Raw genomic sequence first — 18,306 nt, forward strand, 5'->3', positions numbered from 1 at the left:
ACGGTGGCTCAGGCCGCCTTGCGTTGCTGCGCCCCCGGCACTGCCGCAATCAAGCTGCGCGTATAGGGATGCTGCGGCCGATCCCAGATATCCCGATGGCTGCCGACCTCGACGATTTTTCCCTTGCTCATCACCATCACTTGGTCGGCGATGTAGCGCACCACCGAAAGGTCGTGCGAAATGAACAGGTACGAGAGCCCGAAGTCCTCCTTCAGCTCCACCAGCAGATTCAGGATCTGCGCCTGCACCGAGACGTCGAGCGCCGACACAGGTTCGTCGAGCACCACCAGCGAAGGCCGCAGCACGAGTGCGCGCGCAATGCCGATGCGCTGGCGCTGGCCGCCCGAGAACTCGTTGGGAAAGCGCCGCCCAGCATCGGCGGGCAGGCCCACGCGCTCCAGGATGGCGGCGATCCGGTTGCCCCGTTCCGCGCGGTCCGACACGCCATGCACCTTGAGCACCGATTCAATGATGTCGAACACGCTGCGGCGCGGATTCAACGACGCGTACGGGTCCTGGAACACCATCTGCACGCGCCGCCGCCAGGGCTTCAGCGCTCTTTCCGGCAGTGGCGCGATGTCGGTGCCGTCGAACACGATGCGGCCGGAGGCCGGCTTCACCAGCCGCAGCAGCGTGCGCGACAGCGTCGACTTGCCACAGCCCGACTCACCCACCAGGCCCACGGTTTCGCCCGCGCGGATATCGAAGGAGACGCCGTCGACCGCGTGCAGCACGCCGCCGCCGCGCTGGGGGTAGTCGGTGCGCAGGTCCCGCACCGACAGCAGCGGCTCGCCGGCTGGGCCGCGCACGCGCAAGGCCCGCACTTTCGACGCGGGTCGGGGCACATGGAGCGTGAAGTCGCGCACGCCGGTGGCGGGGTCGAGCCGGGCCTGTATTTCGGGCACCCGCGCATCGGCGTAGTGCAGCGTACTGCCGGCATGGAGCGACGCGCCGAGCAGGCCCTGCGTGTAGGCATGCGATGGTGCGGCAAAGAGCCTGGAGGTGGGCGCCTCCTCGACCTTCTGTCCGCCATACATCACGGCAACACGGTCGGCCCACTGGACAACCAGGCCGAGGTCGTGCGTGATCAGCAGCAACGCCATGTCGAGCTCGCGGCGCAGGCCGTCGAGCAGCGCTAGGATCTGGGCCTGGATGGTGACGTCCAGCGCGGTGGTGGGCTCGTCCGCCACCAGCAGGCGCGGCTTGCAGGCCACGGCCATTGCGATCATCACGCGCTGGCGCTGGCCGCCCGAGAGGTTGTGCGGATGATCGTCGATGCGCCGGTGCGGCTCGGGAATACGCACGAGGTCGAGCAGCTCGATGGCCCGCTTGCGCGCGGCGACGGCGGAGAGCTTTTCGTGGCGGCGAAGCGTTTCCTCGATCTGCGCGCCGATGGTGTGCACCGGGTTCAGCGAAGTCATCGGCTCCTGGAAGATCATCGCGATCTCGCGGCCACGCACTTCGCGCAGCCGGGCCTCCGGCAGCGCGAGGATGTCGCGTCCATCGAAGTGAATGTTTCCGCGCAGCACCGCGCCGGGTGCCAGCAGCCGCAGCAGTGCCAGCGCGGTGGTCGACTTGCCGCAGCCCGACTCGCCGACGAGGGCCAGCGTTTCGCCGCGCTGCAGCGTCAGGTCCAGCCCGCTAACGGCCTGGATCGGGCCGTTCGAGCCGTGGAAGAAGACATCGAGGCCGCGCACATCGAGCAGCGGCGGCGTGGCTTGCAATTGTTCGAGCGTCATCTCAACGCCCCCTCAGCCGTGGGTTGAACGCGTCGTTGAGCCCGTCCCCCACGAGGTTGAGCGCCAGCACCGTGAGCACGATGGCCGCGCCCGGCAATGCGGTGAGATACCAGGCGGTGCGCAGCAGTTCGCGCCCCTGCCCGATCATGCTGCCCCACGACACGGCGTTGGGGTCGCCCATGCCAAGGAAGGACAGCGCCGATTCGATGAGGATGGCGCTCGCCACCAGCACCGAGGTGGTCACGATCACGGGGGGCAGCGCATTGGGCAATATCTCCTGGAAGATGATGCGCGCGTGGCCGAAGCCCTGGCTGCGCGCGGCCAGCACGAACTCGGTCTCGCGCAGCGTGCGGAACTCGGCGCGCACCAGCCGGGCGATCACCGGCCACGACGCGAGCCCGATGGCGAACACGATCACCGGCACCGAAGGCTGGCCGATCGCGACCACCACGATCACGAACAGGAACGAAGGCACGGTCTGGAACAGCTCGGTGATGCGCACCAGCACGTCGTCGATGCGGCCGCCGAAATAGCCGGCCGAGGCCCCCACGAGCACGCCGATCAACAGGCTCAGCGTGGCCGCCACCACTCCCACCGCGAGCGAGATGCGAGCGCCGTGCGCAATGCCGGCAATCACGTCGCGGCCGAGTGAATCGCTGCCGAGCGGATAGGCCGCGTCCTGCCCCGGCCAAAGCAGCGGCGGCGCCACCATGTCGAGGGGGTCACCGGGGTACAGCAACGGCGCGGCGAGCGCTAGCACGAGCATGAAGGCCAACAGCACCGCGCCCGCCGCGGCGGCCGGGTTGCGCCCGAAGGCTCGCAGCGCAGCGTGGCGGCTGGAGAGCGGCTCGACGTCGACAGCGGATTTCGCGGCCACTGCCACTGCCACTGCCGGTGCGCGGCGTGCGGCGACCGGAGCCGGCGCTGCCGGTTGCCCAATGGCGGAATCGAGGAGGAACGGAGTGGACATCGGAAATCGCGATCAAAAATCTGAGATGAATTCAGCGCACCTGGATGCGAGGATCAAGCCAGGCATGTAGCAGGTCGACCAGCATGTTGGCCACGATGACCAGCAGCGAGGACATCAGCAGCACACCCAGCAGCACCGTGTAGTCGCGGCCCGCCACCGAATCGAAGGCCAGCCGCCCGAGGCCGGGCCAGCTGAACACCGTCTCAACCACCACCGCGCCGCCCAGCAGCGTGCCGAAATGCATGCCTGCGACGGTGGTGACGGGGATCAGCGCGTTGCGCAGCACATGGTGCAAATTGACGGTCCACGGATGCAGGCCTTTGGCCTCGGCGGTGCGAACGAAGTCCTGCCGCGCCACCTCCAGCATCGCGGCGCGCGTGAGGCGCGAGAAGATCGCGATGTAGAAACCCGACATGGCCAGCGCTGGCAGCACGAGGTGGCGCGCCACGTCGAGTGCATGCGTCCAGCCGGTGTAGCCCGCGCCGATGCTCTCGCTGCCGCCGGTGGGCAGCCACCCCAGGTGCACCGAGAACAGCACGATGGCCATCAGGCCGAGCCAGAAGCCCGGCGTGGAGTACAGGAGCAGCGCCAGCACCGAGAGCGTGCGGTCCTGCCAGCGGCCCACGCGGGTGGCCATGACGGTGCCCAGCGCAATGCCGATGGCCAGGGCGAAGGCCAGGGCCGTGACCATCAGCAGCAGCGTGTTGCCCAGCCGCGCGCCGATCAGCGACGCCACCGGCATGTTGTAGCGCGGCGAAGTGCCGAGGCTGAAATGCGCGAGGTTGTCGAGATAGGCGCCCAGCTGGTGCAGCACGGGCAGATCGAGCCCGAAGTGGCTGCGCAGCTGCGCCATGCTCTCGGCCGTGGCGGAGCCGGATTCGGCGGCCACCACGTCGGCGGCGTCGCCCGGGATCCACTGCATCAGCACGAAATTGAGAAGGATCACACCGACGATGGTCGGCACGGCCTGCCAGGCCGTGCGTGCCAGCGTGCGGCTTGCGCTGCGCAGGTTCATGGGAGTTGTTGGAGGTGTGGTGAAAGCGGTCGATGGGCTTGCAGCGTATGCGGGGCGGGCCCGTGCGGCGAAGGAAGTTTTTCTTCTACGGATATGCGGTTTGCTTCGGTGGCCACATGGGCGTCTGAGGACTCTGGCCGGAAGAAGCTTTCACAGGCACACCACCGCGAGCAGCACGCCCGCGAGCCTGAACAGCGTCGACAGGTCGAACGAGACCGACGCCCCCGCCGCCAGCTGCGCCGGCACCCCCGAGACCAGCGCGCCGAACAGCGCGATGCCGACGGCGCTGCCGACCTGGCGCGCGGCACCAAGGATGGCCGATGCGGTCGCCGAGCGCGCAGGCTCCACGCTCGCGAGCGTGCGCGAGATCAGTGCCGGCGTGGCAATGCCGGCGCCGATGGCCATCAGGAGGAGACTGGGAAGGATGCGCAGGTAGGGCGTGGTCTCGTCGATGCCGTGCAGCAGCGCCGAACTCAGGGCGAGGAGCAGCAAGCCAGCGATCACCGGGACCCGGGGCGAGTAGCGCCTTGCCAGGCGCCCGCTCGCGAGGTTCGCCAGCATGATCACCACGAACGGCAGCAAGGCGAAGCCGGCCTGGGTCGGCGTGTAGCCCTTGGCGTTCTGGAAGTACAGGCTCAGCACGAAGATCAATCCGTAGAAGGTGAGGTTCATGACCACACCCAGCACCACCGATGCCGAAAAGGCACGGTTGCGGAACAGCCCGAGCGGAATCATCGGCTCCGCTACGCGTGATTCGGTGAACACGAATGCGGCGATGACCACCGCCGCCACGGCAAAACCCCACAGCACGGGTGCCGCGGCCCAGCCCTGCACGCCGGCCTCGATCACCGAATGCGTGAGAAAGAAAAGCGCGAGGATGGCCAGCACCTGCCCGGCGGCGTCCACCCGCTGCGCGGCCACGCGCACCGTGTCGGCAACGTGGCGGCCGGCCGTCCACAGCCCGACGGCGCAGATCGGCAGGTTCACGAAGAAGATTGCGCGCCACCCGAGGCCGCTCGTGAGTGCGCCGCCGACCACCGGCCCGGCGGCACTCACCACGCCGCCGATGGCGCTCCACCATCCGATGGCATGTGTCCTGGCCGCCGCGTCGCCGGCACAGGCATGCGAGAGCAGCGAGAGCGAAGTAGGCAGGATCAATGCGGCGCCAATGCCCTGCGCCGCGCGCGCCGCGATCAACACGCCGATGGAAGGTGCGAGCGCGCAGGCCAGCGAGGCCAGCCCGAAAAGCACCAACCCGAGGCTGAAGACGCGCCGGCTACCGAAGCGGTCGGCAAAGGAGCCGGCCGTGAGCAATAGCGCGGCGAAGGCCAGCGTGTAGGCGTCGACGATCCATTGCAGGCCGGTCGCGCCGGCGCCGAGATCCTTGCCGATCTGCGGCATTGCCACGTTCACGATGGTCACGTCGAGCTGCACCACGACGAAGCCGAAGCTCGTTGCGGCCAGGGTCCAGCCAATGCCGGTGCTGCGTGCGCCAGCCCATGGCGGCGCTGGGATGCTCCGCAGATCTTCCGATGCGGTGCCCACTCGGCCCCGTTCAGGCCGCGGCCGGCTCGACGAGGCGAATGCCCACGTCGCCCTCACGTTCGAGCTGTGCTACGAGGCCTACCTCCCAGTCCAGGTATTGCTTGAAGCCGGCGTCACGTTTGAGAAGATCGGCGTGTGCATAGGGGCTGTACCAATGGTCGTCATCGCCCGTCAGCACGCCTTCCGGGCCGCTGCCCGTGGGCAGGCGCGCGGCAGCCCAGGCCTGTGTGCCGCCCGCGAGCGCGTGGACCTCGCGGGCGATGCGCGCGCCCAACTCCGCCGCCACGATGCGCGCGAGCACGCCGTCCGACGAGGTGAGCACGATGCGCTGCGATACGGGCAGGTCGGCGGTGAACTCCTGCAGCCGGTCCGGCACCGCGAACCGCGCACCCGCGACATGCCGGCGCTCGTACGCTGCACGGCGCTCCACATCGAACACGATGGCGGTGCCGGCCTCGAGGGCGGCGGCGGCTTCGCGCGGCGCAATCTCTGGCGCGGGCGCGCGCAACGGCAGCACGCGCACAGGTTCGGGGCCGAGCACCAGCACCGGCAAGGCCGGCGGCGAAAGCACGAACACCTCGTGGCCGCCCAGCTGCGCGAGCCATGCGCCGGTGGTCAGCGCGCGCACGCCGTCCCAGTCGGCCAGCACAATGCGGGCGCGGCGGGTGCCCACGTATTCGTCGGTGGCCTGCACCAGCTGGCCGCCGGGCGCCCAACGCCAGCCTTCGAGGTGCCCGGCCTCGTACTCCTGGCGCGTGCGCACGTCGAAGCGGTAGAGCGAGCGCTCGTCGGACTCGGCTTCGAAGCGCGCCAACGTGGCCGCGTCGATACGGCGCACGCCTGCGCGCGCCGCCACGCTCTCGGCACGGCCACGGGCCGCCTGCCGCGCGTGTTCGCCCGGTTCGGGCAACGGCGCAGCACGGCCGTGGCTGAGCTTGCGACCCGCCAGCAGCCAAGCCATGGTGCCGTCCTTCAGCGAAACCACCGGGTTGGGAATTCCCGCGTCGATGAGCGTCTGCGCGCCCACGATGCTGCGCGTGCGGCCGGCGCAGTTGACCACCACCAGCGTCTCTGGCCGGGGCGCGAGCTCCTGGATGCGGTAGACCAGCTCGGCGCCCGGCAGGCTGTGGGCAAACGGCAGGCTGAAGTCGGCAAATTCCTCCGGCGTGCGGCTGTCGACCACGACGATGTCGTCGCCGCGCTCCACGCGCTCGTGCAGTTCGTCGACCGAGATCCAGGGCGTGTGCTTCTGGTGCTCGATGACCTCGCCGAAGGCCTTGCTCGGCACGTTGCTGCCGCTGAACAGTTCATAGCCGGCGGCGGCCCACCCCTGCGTTCCGCCGGCCAGCACCGACACGTTGCGCCAGCCCAGACGCACGAGCTTGGCGGCCGCCTGGTGCGCGAGCGCTTCGTCGGCATCGGTCAGCACGATGCGGGTGCTGCGGCGCGGCACGAGGCGGTCGATCAGCACTTCAAGCCGCCACAGCGGCGCCGAGGCCGCGAGCAGGATGTGGCTGCGCACGAAGACGCCGGCCTCGCGCACGTCGAGCAGCGCGATCTCCTCGCCATCGGACAGGGCCGCCTTCAGTGCCTGCGGCGTGATCGCCGGGTGGCGAATGTTCTTTGGCGCCGCGAAATGGCGGTAGCTGCCGCCCTCCGCGCCTTCGAATACCACGCGCTTGTCGAGCAGCTCGAGCGCACGGCCATAGAAGTGCAGGTGGCGCCCGTCCTGGCCGCCGACCAGCTCGATGGTGTGCACGTCGTCGGGCAGCAGCACGACGGCGCTTCCGGAAGCCACGTCAACGGTGCGCTGGTGCACCAGCGCGTCGCGCGCGGGATCGCCCGTCTTCTCGCGGCGGTAGAGCTCGTTGCGTTCGTTGCCCTCCACGCCGGCGATCACCGCCCAGGTTGTGTGGTCGTGCGGCGGCTGGGCCTTGCCTGCCACGCCGGCCGACAGGTACAGCACGAATCCGCCGTCGGCGTCCTCGGCCAGCCGGTAGACCTGCGCGGGGTGCTCGGCATCGACCGGGAAGTGAGCGGCCGGAAACAGCGCGCGACGCTGACCCAGCCGGATCAGCGCATCGGCCACGGGCTGCAGCGTGTCGTGGGAGGCGGCGGCGCCAGGAAGCAGCAGGCTTCGGACCTGCGCGAGGAAGGCTTCGACGGCGCGCGCGCGGTCGCTGGCGACATCGTTTCCCGCGGTTTCGACGGACAGTTCGCTAAGGCTCATGGGGGCTTTCAGGCAAGAGAAGAAAACAGGGCTGCGGACAGCCTACGCAGCGGACTCCGCGGGACCAACGAAGTTTTTCGACTACGCATATCCGGTTTGCTTCGTTGGCCCGGAGCGGGCGCGCCTCTAGATTGCGCCGCCTGATGCACACATTCCTCATGCCCCCTGCGCGTCGCCGCGGCTTGCTGCTAAGCGCCCTGGCCCTTGCAAGCCTTCACCCCTTCGCCGCCGCTGCTGCCGACGAGGGGGCCGGATTCCCGTCGAAGCCGGTGCACATCGTGGTGCCCGTGGCCGCCGGCGGCAGCGCCGACAAGCTCACGCGGCTCATCGCCGAACGCCTGACCGAACGCTGGGGCCAGCCGGTGGTGGTCGAGAACCTGGCCGGCGCCAGCGGCACCATCGGCGCCGCGCGCGTGGCCAAGGCAACGGCCGACGGCCACACGCTGCTGCAGCAGGGCGAGGGCCTGACGCTCAACGCCATTCTTTTCGAGCGCCTCCCTTACGACGGGCAGAAGGCCTTCACGCCGGTGATCAAGGCGGTGGTGAATCCGCAGATCCTCGTGGTCAACCCGAGGACCGGCATCAACGACTTCCGCGGCTACCTGGCTCGCGCAAAGGCGCAGCCGCAGTCGATCAGTCTCGGCCTGCCCGGCAACGGCGGCATCGCCCACGTAGCGCACGAAATGATCGCGCAGGACACCGGCGCGCAGGTGAACTACATCCCCTACTCCGGCGGCGGCCCCGCCACCCTCGACGTGCTCGCCGGCCATGTGGATGCCACGCTGATCACGCTGGCCGCGGTCACCGACCACGTGCGTGCCGGCAAACTGCGCGCGCTGGCCGTGACAACCGCGTACCGCTCGAGCGCTCTGCCCGATGTGCCGACCATGGCCGAGGCCGGCCTGCCGGGTTTTGCCGTGGAGAGCTGGCAGGGGTACTTCGCGCCCGCCGGGACGCCGGCCGCGGTGGTGGCAAAGATCAACCGCGACATCCAGGCCGTGATCTCCGCACCGGAGACGCGGGCGAAGCTCGAGGACATGGGCTTCAAGGTCGCAGGCGGCACGCCCTCCGACATGGCGCGCACCCTCGCTGCCGATCGCGTGCGCTACGCCAAGACCATCCAGACCGCCGGCATCACGCTCCGCTGACATACCGGCGTGCGCCGGCTCCGACACCCCCCTACGTTCAAGCCGCGAGCTGCTGCGCGCCCGCCTGCCAGATGGCCCCGGCGTAGAGCGACTCGTCGAGCACGGAATCCGCATACGCCAATCCGTCTTTCTTCTTTGGCATTGCTGGCGCGAATCAGAACCGTCACCTCTCGGCCAGGCACACGCATCACCGGGTCAGCGGCAGTTCAATCGCAATGCGAAGTCCGCCCCACTGCGACGCCAAGGCCGTGATGCGCCCTTCATGGGCCTGCACAATGTTGCGGCAGATCGCCAATCCCAGGCCGCTGCCGCCGGTCGCGCGGTTGCGCGACTGTTCGACGCGGTAGAAGCGCTCGAACAGCTTCTCCAGCTTGTCGTCGGGCACGCCGGGCGCGCTGTCTTCGATGAGGATGAGCGCGGCGGCGCCGTGGCGGGTGCAGCCCACGCGGACCATGCCGGCGCCGTCCGTATAGCGGCGCGAATTCTCGAGCAGATTGCCGAACAACTGATGCAGGCGTGCCTCGTCGCCACTGCAAATCAGCGGCTCCTCTGCAATCTGCAGTACCAGTTGCAGCGACGCCGCATCAAGCCGCTGCCGCATGCTCTCGGCCGCCGCCAGGAGCACCGTGCCCACATCGACGGGAACCCGCCGGTACGCCATGGCGCCGACGTCGCTCAGCGACAGGTCGTGCAGGTCGTTGACCAGCTTGCCGAGCCGCTCGACCTCCATGTGCATGGCGTTGGTCGACTGGATCGTGGACGAACGGATGCCGTCCTGGATGGCCTCGAGTTGCGCGCGCAGTACCGCGAGCGGCGTCCGCAGTTCATGGGAGATATCCGCCATGAAGCCCCGCCGTGCGCGATCGGCATGCTCCAGCGTCTGGGCCATGTGGTTGAAGTCACGCGCCAGCGCGCCGAGTTCGTCGTGAGCGCCATCCGCAATGCGCGATGCGAAGTCTCCGGCGGCCAGGCGATGCGTGGCCCGGGCCATGTCTCGAACCCGCCGCAGCAGCGTGCGCGCGAGGATGAGAGTGAGCAAAGCCGCCACGAGAAGCGATCCGAGTCCGACCATCGTCAAGGCGGTGAACTGATGTTCGAGAAAGCGCTTGTCGTTCTTCGGAAGCACTGCCTCGAACGGCACCGTCGCGACCCAGCCCACTGTCCGCCCCTCGACGATGACGGGGACGCGGATCGAATGGGCATCGATGTCCGGATTGCCGGTCACGCGGCGCATCTGCGCATCCAGCAGGCCCACGCGTGCCAGGGCACCGGTCTGATCGGAAGCCGCCACCCGAGGCGCAGGATCACCCTTCGCTTCCTGGAGAAAGGGCAACACCAGGTTCACCCACTCCCGGAAGTCGGAACGCAGGAAGTCCCAGCTGCCGCGAATGGCATAGGCCTGCTCCAGGCGTGGAACGATCTCTTCCATCCGCGTGCGGCTTTGCTGGTCGAGATAGCCCAGGAAGCCGCGCTCCATCACGAGCCGCATGGCGATGGCCTGCACCAAGACCACGGCAGCGCAGGCCAGCAGAACGAACAAAAAGAGCTTTGCCCGGATGCCGAATTTCATGAGAGCGGGAGGCTTGCGATCGGACCGCATGCATGGGAGCAGCTCGGGCCGCCGTTATCCCGCGGGTTGGGTGGCTGAGGCGTAGCCGCCCAGGAACACCTGCACCGCGCGGCGCGTCGCCTCCCGCAGTTCCCTGCGGGTCAGCGGGCCTTGGATGCCCAACAGACTCGGCCTGACGGTTTCCGAGTCCAGCAGCGCCATCAGGTGGTGTGCCGCCGTGGTGGGTTCGGACGTTCGCAGGCGGCCCTTGCGCATCTGCCGTTCCAGGAAACCCGCCAGTTCGGCAACGCCCTTCTTGGGGCCTCCCTCGAAGAAGAGCCGCCCGATGTCGCTGCGGCCGGATTCGGCGATCACGGCCCTGTGCGCCTGGATGACCTCTTGCGAACACATCGCGGCCAGGACCTTCTCGCCGAAACGTTGCAGCACGCGCGCGAGGTCTTCATCGCCCTCCTCGGCCAGCGCCGTGAAGATCGGCTCGAAGTGGATTTTCGCCGAGGCGTGGATCACGGCAACGAACAGTTCCTCCTTGGACTTGAAGTACCCGTAGAGCGTTGCCCTCGAACCGCCGACGCGAGCGGCAATTTCCACCATCGAGGCGCCTTCGAACCCCAGTTCCCTGAAGACTTCCGACGCCACCTGGACGATGGCGTCGCGCTTGGCTTCGGTTTTGACTCGCATCTCGTTTCTCTTTATTTCTGTACACAGGTGATCATTATTGATTGACAACTCGTTGGAAGTCAAAATACATTTCAGTACAGCGCTGTCCATTTAACCCATGGCCGGCCCCACCGCCCGGCCCCTTCTTCAGGAGAATCGCGATGCGCCCCCCTTTCACCTATGGCCTGACGTTTGCCGCGGCCCTCGCGTCCACCTGCATGCTTGTCGCTTGCGGCAAGCCGCCGGGCGGCCCGCCGCCGGCGCCCGGCACGCCCGAGGTCGGCGTGGTCACGGTGCAGCCGCAACGCATCGCCATCACGACCGAGTTGCCCGGGCGCACCGTGCCCTTCCTCATCGCTGACGTGCGCCCGCAGGTCGGCGGCATCGTGAAGGCCCGCAAGTTCCGCGAAGGCAGCGACGTGAAGGCCGGCGAGGCGCTCTACGAGATCGATCCCGCCACGTACAAGGCAACCTACGACAGTAACGTCGCCGCGCTTGCCAAGGTGCAGGCCAGCCTGGTCACCACGCGGCTGAAGGCCGAGCGCTACAAAGAGCTCGTGGCCATCAAGGCGGTGAGCCAGCAGGACTACGACGATGCCGCAGCCTCGCTGCAGCAAGGCGAGGCCGACGTTGCTGCGGCCAAGGCCAATGTCGAGACAAGCCGCATCAACCTCGCCTACGCGCGCATCGATGCGCCGATCTCGGGCCGCATCGGCAAGTCGACGGTCACGCCCGGCGCGCTGGTCACGGCCAGCCAGTCGACGGCACTCGCGACCATCCAGCAGCTCGACCCGATCTATGTCGACGTGACGCAACCCAGTGCCGCGATGCTTCAACTCAAACAGGCCATGGCCCGCGGCGACCTGCAAAAAAGCGGAGCGAATGCCGCCCGGGTGCAACTGATGCTGGAAGACGGCAGTACGTACCCGCTCGAAGGCAAGCTCGAGTTCTCGGACGTCACCGTGGACCAGAACACCGGCGCCATCACGCTGCGCGCGGTGTTCCCCAACCCCAACGCCGATCTCTTGCCTGGCATGTACGTGCGCGCCGTGTTACAGGAAGGCGTGAAGGAACAGGCGCTCATGGTGCCGCAGCAGGCGGTGTCGCGCGACGGCGCCGGCAAGCCGGTGGCCTACGTGGTGGACGCCCAGCACAAGCTGCAGCGGCGCGCGCTCGAGACCGAACGCGCCATCGGCGACCAGTGGCTGGTGCGCAGCGGCCTGCAGGCCGGCGACAAGCTGGTGGTGGACGGCCAGCAGCGCGCGGCGCAGGGCGTCGAAGTGAAGACGATGCAATGGACCCCCAAGCCCAAGGCGGCCACCGAAACGGCCAAGGCCGCCCCGTCCGGCTCCGGCAGCACGGCAAACTGATCGAGAGAAACCGTCATGGCACGCTTTTTCATCGACCGCCCCATCTTCGCGTGGGTCCTCGCCATCATCGTGATGCTGAGCGGCGTCATGTCCATCGCCACCCTGCCGATCGCGCAGTACCCGAGCATTGCGCCGCCCGCCGTCGCCATCACCGCCAACTACCCCGGCGCCTCCGCCAAGACGCTGGAAGACACCGTCACCCAGGTCATCGAGCAGAAGATGAAGGGGCTGGACCGGCTGAGCTACATGGCCTCGACGAGCGAGTCGTCGGGCACGGTCACCATCACGCTCACTTTCGAGAACGGCACCGACCCCGACACCGCGCAGGTGCAGGTGCAGAACAAGCTCTCGCTGGCCACGCCGCTGCTGCCGCAAGAGGTGCAGCAGCAAGGCGTCACCGTCACGAAGTCGGCCACCAACTTCCTGAACGTGCTGGCCTTCACCTCCGAAGACGGCAGCATGAAAGCCGCCGACCTGTCGGACTACGTGGCCGCGAACGTGCAGGACGCTTTGAGCCGCGTCGAGGGCGTGGGCGACACCACCCTCTTCGGATCGCAGTACGCGATGCGCGTGTGGATCGACCCGAACAAGCTCGTCAACTTCAACCTCACGCCGCTGGACGTGAAGAACGCGATCCAGGCACAGAACGCGCAGGTGTCGGCTGGCCAACTCGGCGGCATGCCGGCATCGGGCAACCAGCAGCTCAACGCGACCATCACCTCGCAGACGCGCCTGAAGACCGCGCAGGAGTTCGAAGACATCCTGCTGCGCACTCAGACCAACGGCGCCCAGGTGCGCCTGCGGGACGTGGCCCGCATCGAGCTGGGCAGCGAGTCGTACAACACGATCGGCCGCTACAACGGCAAGCCGGCCGCCGGTCTGGCCATCAAGCTGGCCACGGGCGCCAATGCACTCGACACGGTCAAGGCCATCGACGCGCGCGTGGCCGAACTGGAGAAGTTCTTTCCCCAGGGCATGAAGGTGCAGAAGCCCTACGACACCACGCCCTTCGTGCGGATCTCCATCGAGGAGGTCGTCAAGACGCTGATCGAGGCGGTCGTGCTGGTGTTCCTGGTGATGTACCTCTTCCTACAGAACTTCCGTGCCACGCTGATTCCGACCATCGCCGTGCCGGTGGTGCTTCTGGGCACCTTCGGCGTGCTCGCGGCCTTCGGCTTCACTATCAACACCCTGACGATGTTCGCGATGGTGCTGGCCATCGGCCTCCTGGTGGACGATGCGATCGTGGTGGTCGAGAACGTCGAGCGCGTGATGGCCGAGGACGGCCTCTCGCCTAAGGAGGCCACGCGCAAGTCCATGGACCAGATCACCGGCGCGCTGGTCGGCGTAGCCCTGGTGCTGGCGGCGGTGTTCGTGCCGATGGCATTCTTCGGCGGCTCCACTGGCGTGATCTACCGCCAGTTCGCGATCACCATCGTCTCGGCGATGACGCTGTCGGTGCTTGTGGCGCTGGTGCTCACGCCCGCCCTTTGCGCGACGCTGCTCAAACCGGTGCACAAGGGCCATGCGATGGCGACCACCGGCTTCTTCGGCTGGTTCAACCGCAGCTTCGACCGCGGCAACCATCGCTATCAGGGCATCGTGCGGCACATGGTGGGCAAGGGCTGGCGCTATATGGCCGTGTACGCGGTGCTGCTGGCGGCAGTGGTGTTCGGCTTCATGAAGCTGCCGGTGGGTTTCCTGCCGGATGAAGACCAGGGCTCGATGTTCGCGCTGGTCCAACTGCCGCCGGGCGCGACGAATGCGCGCACGGCAGACGTAATCCGCCAGGTGGAGCACCACTTCCTGGTCGATCAGAAAGACGCCGTCTCGGGCATCTTCACGGTGGCAGGTTTCAGCTTCGCGGGCAGCGGGCAGAACACGGGCTTTGCCTTCATCAAGCTCAAGCCCTGGAATGAACGCGAGGGCGAAGCACTGAGCGTGACGGGAGTGGCCGCAAAGGCCGGCGCCTTCTTCAACACAATCAGGGACGCAAAGGTATTCGCCTTCGCACCGCCCGCCGTGGCTGAACTCGGCAACGCGACCGGCTTCGACCTGATGCTGCAGGACCGCGCCAACCTCGGGCACGACGCGCTGATGCAGGCGCGCAACCAGTTGCTTGCCACGCTCGGCAAGGACAAGCGCCTGGTCGCCGTGCGCCCCAACGGCATGGAGGACTCGCCCGAATTCAGGCTCGAGATCGATCCGCACAAGGCCCAGGCGCTGGGCCTGTCGATGAGCGACATCAACAACACCTTCTCGGCCGCATGGGGCAGCAGCTACGTCAACGACTTCATCGACCAGGGACGCGTGAAGAAGGTGATGCTGCAGGCCGACGCGCAGTACCGCATGCTGCCCGTGGACATCGACCGCTGGTATGTGCGCAACAGCGCGGGCACCATGGTGCCCTTCACCTCCTTCGCTAAGGCGAGATGGAACTCGGGCTCGCCCCGCCTGGAGCGCTACAACGGGGTTCCGTCTGTGGAAATCCTCGGCATGGCCATGCCGGGGGCTGCATCGAGCGGCGAGGCGCTGGCCATCGTGGAAGCGGCGGTCGCGCAGTTGCCAGCGGGCATCGGTTACGAATGGACAGGCCTGTCACGCCAAGAAAAAGCGTCGAGCGGCCAGACCGGCTTGTTGTACGGGCTGTCGATCCTGATCGTGTTCCTTTGCCTGGCCGCGCTCTATGAGAGCTGGGCCATTCCGTTCTCGGTGATCCTGGTGGTGCCGCTCGGGGTGCTGGGTGCCCTCGTTGGCGCCATCCTCACCTGGAAGATGAACGACGTCTACTTTCAGGTGGGCCTGCTGACCACCATAGGCCTCGCGTCGAAGAACGCCATCCTGATCGTCGAGTTCGCGAAAGACCTGCATGCACAGGGCAAGGGCCTGGTCGAGTCCGCGCTGGAAGCGGCGCGCCTTCGCCTGCGCCCCATCCTCATGACCTCGCTGGCCTTCATCCTCGGCGTGCTGCCGCTGGTATTGGGAAGCGGCGCCGGGGCCGGTGCGCAGCATGCGCTGGGCACGGCCGTGATCGGCGGCATGCTGTCGGGAACCATCCTCGCGATCTTCTTCGTGCCTCTTTTCTTCGTGCTGGTGCGCGGCCTGTTCAAGGGCAAGGACCGAGGCGATTTCGCCGGGCCGGCCTCGCATGCACAACCGGCTGCGGCCGCATCCTGAGATCCCCGTCATGAAACTCCTTCGCTTCACCCCGCTTGCGCTCGCTGCCCTGGTGGCCGGCTGCAGCCTGATGCCCGCCTACCAGCAGCCCGCGGCGCCAGTGCCCGGCAAGTTTGCCGGCGATGCGGCCGCCGACCCGGCATCCACCACGCCCGTCGCCGAGCTCGGCTGGCGCGATGTCTTCACCGACGCGTCGCTGCAGCGCGTGATCGAGATGAGCCTCGCCAACAACCGCGACCTGCGCGTGGCGGTGCTGAACATCGAGAAGGCTCGCGCCCAGTACCGGGTGCAGGATGCGGCGCTCTTCCCCACCGTCAACGCCAGCGCCGGCGGCAGCGGCAGCCGCACGCCGGCCGACCTGTCGTCCACCGGCGAGGCGCTCACGGCGCGCCAGTACAGTGCCTCGCTCGGATTCAGCTCGTACGAGATCGACCTGTTCGGCCGCGTGCGCAGCTTGAGCGCGCAGGCGCTGCAGCAGTTCCTCTCCACGGCCGAGGCGCGCCGCAGCACACAGATCAGCCTGGTGGCCGAGGTGGCGACCAGCTACCTCACGCTGGCCGCCGACCAGGACCGGCTCAAGCTCGCGCGCGACACGCTCCAGAGCCAGAGCGATTCGTACCGCCTCAACCAGCGCAGCTTCGAGCTGGGCGCGGCCTCGGCGCTCACGCTCCGCCAGGCGCAGACCAGCGTCGACGCCGCACGCGTGGACGTCGAGCGCTACACCGCGCAGGTGGCGCAGGACCGCAATGCGCTGATGCTGCTCGTGGGCACCGAAGTGCCGGACGAACTGCTGCCGCAGGCCCTGTCCGACGCGGCGGCGGTGGCCGCAAGCCCGCTGGCCACCATTCCGCCGGGCCTGCCCTCGGAGCTGCTGCAGCGCCGCCCCGACATCCTGCAGGCCGAGCGCGACCTCAAGGCGGCCAATGCCTACATCGGCGCTGCGCGTGCGGCCTTCTATCCGCGCATCAGCCTCACCGCATCGGCCGGCACGTCGAGCAGCGAGCTCTCGGGCCTGTTCAAGGGCGGCTCGGGCAGCTGGAGCTTCGCGCCGCAGGTCACGCTGCCGATCTTCGACGGTGGCGCCAACCGCGCCAACCTCAAGATCGCCACGGTGAGCCGCGACATCTCGGTGGCACAGTACGAGAAAGCGATCCAGACCGCATTCCGCGAAGTTTCGGACGCCCTCGCGCAACGCGGCACGCTCGGGCGCCAGCTCGACGCGCAGGAGTCGCTGGTGAATGCAACGGCGGACAGCTACCGGCTGTCGCAGGCGCGCTTCCAGCGCGGCGTGGACAGCTACCTGAGCGTGCTCGACTCGCAGCGCTCGCTCTACACCGCCCAGCAGAACCTGATCGGCACCCGGCTGTCGCGCCTGACCAACCTGGTGACGTTCTACAAGACGCTGGGGGGCGGATGGATGGAGGCCACGGAAGCCCAGGGCACATTCGCACGCACCGCGGAACTGGCGCCGTGAGACGCAATCGCGCAGCCACCGAATTCACCCGCACCCGGGTGCTCCAAGCCGCTCTGGAAGCCTTTGCTGCCAGTGGCGTGCGCGCTACCACGTTGGAAAATGTGGCGAGGCTTGCTGGCGTGACGCGCGGTGCGGTGTATTGGCACTTCGAGAACAAGGCCGCATTGGTGGCCGCGATCATCGACCAGCTTCGATGGCCGATGGACATCGGGCCGGACATGGTCGCCTATCAGGCACACCCGGAGCCGCTCCAACTCCTGCGAGCGCAAATGTGGCGGCAGATGACCCGCTGCATGGAAGATCCAGATCAATGGCGCGCTGCCCAATTGGTGCTTCGGCACCCGGCGCGGGGCGAGTTGCCTGCCGGCGTGGTGACCCGAATTGGGCGCACGATGGGAGACACGGTGGCACGGCTGAGCCGAGTGATGACCTTGGCTCGCGAGCGTCGCCAGCTGCGGGAGGGACTTCGGCCGGCGTGCGTAGCGCGCGGCCTGCATTCGGTGGGCATCGCCGTTCTCGCCGAGCATGCCAATCAACGGGAAGAACGCAGGCGGCGTGCATCGTTGTTGTGCATCGACCTCTTCATGGCCGGGGCCTGCAGCAATGCGCCTGCGATGCAATCATGAGCTCCCCGGCAGAACCCCCTTCCAGCCCAGGAAGGAATGAACTGCGCCGAAACCAGGTCCTGGATGCCGCAGCGGAATGCTTCCGCCGGGAAGGTGTTCATGGCAGCAGCACCGCCACCATCTGCCAGGTTGCCATCAGTCCGGCTCGCCTCTATCAGTACTTCAGCAGCAAGGAAGCCATGGTCGAAGCCATCGCCGAGCGCGAGGAAAGCGATATGGCCGAACTGGTGCGCCGCATGGAACAGGACTCGGGCGGTGGAAACCTCGCGGCCCGGCTGACTCGTCGGACCCAAGAGATGGTCGAACGCAACAGCGATCCGGACTCCGTCGGACTGATGCTGGAGCTGGCGGCCGAAGCGGCGCGCAACCCCACCCTAGCGAAAATCCTGCAGCGGACTGATCGTGCGGTCAAGAAGCGCTTTCTCGACATGGCCAGGCGTATCGGCCTTCCTGAAGGCCTGGACGAATCCACGCTCGTCAAGCGCATGAACATGATCGCGGCGCTGTTGAGCGGCTTGGCGCTTCGCTCCTACGTCGAGCTCCGGCGCGACCGCGCCGCCATCGTGGACATGACCAACGAGCACGTACGGCTCCTGATCGGGCCAGCGCGATGAGCGCGCTTCATCGGCACCTGCGGCGCGGCGTAGCGACAGAAGGTGGCGTCACCGGCTTGAGCCAGGCAACTCATTTGAGGCACACGCCCGACACCACCGGTCGTGTCTAAAGGCTCTGGTACCGGCTGTAAAGGACCATGATGAACATACGGACGAGAAAACCGAAGGTGC

Annotated in this window: 13 protein-coding genes; 6 read left to right on the forward strand and 7 right to left on the reverse strand. The window is 67.7% G+C overall.

What is annotated here, in order from left to right; genetic code table 11:
- Positions 1-8 precede the first annotated feature (8 nt).
- From J2X92_RS01825 to J2X92_RS01845, 5 genes are all read right to left on the reverse strand, one after another.
- Positions 9-1,739 carry an ABC transporter ATP-binding protein gene (locus J2X92_RS01825; protein ID WP_307572920.1) on the reverse strand — a complete coding sequence of 577 codons (1,731 nt, stop codon included), beginning with the start codon at positions 1,737-1,739 and terminating at the stop codon, positions 9-11.
- 1 nt (position 1,740) lies between these two features.
- Positions 1,741-2,709 carry an ABC transporter permease gene (locus tag J2X92_RS01830; protein WP_373424766.1) on the reverse strand — a complete coding sequence of 323 codons (969 nt, stop codon included), beginning with the start codon at positions 2,707-2,709 and terminating at the stop codon, positions 1,741-1,743.
- Positions 2,710-2,740: 31 nt separating this feature from the next.
- Positions 2,741-3,724: an ABC transporter permease gene (locus J2X92_RS01835; RefSeq protein WP_307572922.1), complete on the reverse strand. Its 984-nt coding sequence runs from the start codon at positions 3,722-3,724 to the stop codon at positions 2,741-2,743.
- Positions 3,725-3,874: 150 nt separating this feature from the next.
- The gene (locus J2X92_RS01840) at positions 3,875-5,269 is read right to left on the reverse strand and encodes an MFS transporter (protein ID WP_307572924.1); all 1,395 of its coding nucleotides are present in this window, start codon (positions 5,267-5,269) and stop codon (positions 3,875-3,877) included.
- Between the two features lie 10 nt (positions 5,270-5,279).
- A complete protein-coding gene (locus J2X92_RS01845) occupies positions 5,280-7,499 on the reverse strand; it encodes a rhodanese-like domain-containing protein (RefSeq protein WP_307572926.1) in 2,220 nt (739 codons plus the stop codon).
- A gap of 158 nt (positions 7,500-7,657) precedes the next feature.
- Between J2X92_RS01845 and J2X92_RS01850 the strand changes: the two genes are divergently transcribed.
- Positions 7,658-8,647 carry a tripartite tricarboxylate transporter substrate binding protein gene (locus J2X92_RS01850; RefSeq protein ID WP_307572928.1) on the forward strand — a complete coding sequence of 330 codons (990 nt, stop codon included), beginning with the start codon at positions 7,658-7,660 and terminating at the stop codon, positions 8,645-8,647.
- 187 nt (positions 8,648-8,834) lie between these two features.
- On the opposite strand, the gene baeS is transcribed toward J2X92_RS01850, so the two are convergent.
- Positions 8,835-10,217, reverse strand: a complete 1,383-nt coding sequence (baeS, locus tag J2X92_RS01855; RefSeq protein ID WP_307572930.1) for a sensor histidine kinase efflux regulator BaeS — start codon at positions 10,215-10,217, stop codon at positions 8,835-8,837.
- 54 nt (positions 10,218-10,271) lie between these two features.
- On the reverse strand, positions 10,272-10,985 hold the full coding sequence (locus tag J2X92_RS01860; protein ID WP_307572932.1) for a TetR/AcrR family transcriptional regulator: 714 nt from the start codon (positions 10,983-10,985) through the stop codon (positions 10,272-10,274).
- Between the two features lie 50 nt (positions 10,986-11,035).
- Between J2X92_RS01860 and J2X92_RS01865 the strand changes: the two genes are divergently transcribed.
- Genes J2X92_RS01865 through J2X92_RS01885 form a run of 5 tightly spaced genes read left to right on the forward strand, consistent with a single transcriptional unit; the run spans position 11,036 to position 18,135 of the window.
- On the forward strand, positions 11,036-12,244 hold the full coding sequence (locus tag J2X92_RS01865; RefSeq protein ID WP_307572934.1) for an efflux RND transporter periplasmic adaptor subunit: 1,209 nt from the start codon (positions 11,036-11,038) through the stop codon (positions 12,242-12,244).
- Between the two features lie 15 nt (positions 12,245-12,259).
- Complete coding sequence (locus tag J2X92_RS01870; protein ID WP_307572935.1) at positions 12,260-15,421, forward strand: efflux RND transporter permease subunit; 3,162 nt, start codon at positions 12,260-12,262, stop codon at positions 15,419-15,421.
- A gap of 10 nt (positions 15,422-15,431) precedes the next feature.
- On the forward strand, positions 15,432-16,895 hold the full coding sequence (adeC, locus tag J2X92_RS01875; RefSeq protein ID WP_307572937.1) for an AdeC/AdeK/OprM family multidrug efflux complex outer membrane factor: 1,464 nt from the start codon (positions 15,432-15,434) through the stop codon (positions 16,893-16,895).
- Entirely contained in the window at positions 16,892-17,521 is a 630-nt protein-coding gene (locus J2X92_RS01880) for a TetR family transcriptional regulator (RefSeq protein WP_307572938.1), read from the forward strand. The genes adeC and J2X92_RS01880 overlap by 4 nt, the downstream gene beginning before the upstream one ends.
- Positions 17,518-18,135 carry a TetR/AcrR family transcriptional regulator gene (locus J2X92_RS01885; RefSeq protein ID WP_307572939.1) on the forward strand — a complete coding sequence of 206 codons (618 nt, stop codon included), beginning with the start codon at positions 17,518-17,520 and terminating at the stop codon, positions 18,133-18,135. Before J2X92_RS01880 ends, J2X92_RS01885 begins: the two co-directional genes overlap by 4 nt.
- The last annotated feature ends 171 nt before the right edge of the window (positions 18,136-18,306 follow it).

Source organism: Variovorax paradoxus, from assembly GCF_030811855.1.
In the GTDB taxonomy this organism is placed as follows: domain Bacteria; phylum Pseudomonadota; class Gammaproteobacteria; order Burkholderiales; family Burkholderiaceae_C; genus Variovorax; species Variovorax paradoxus_L.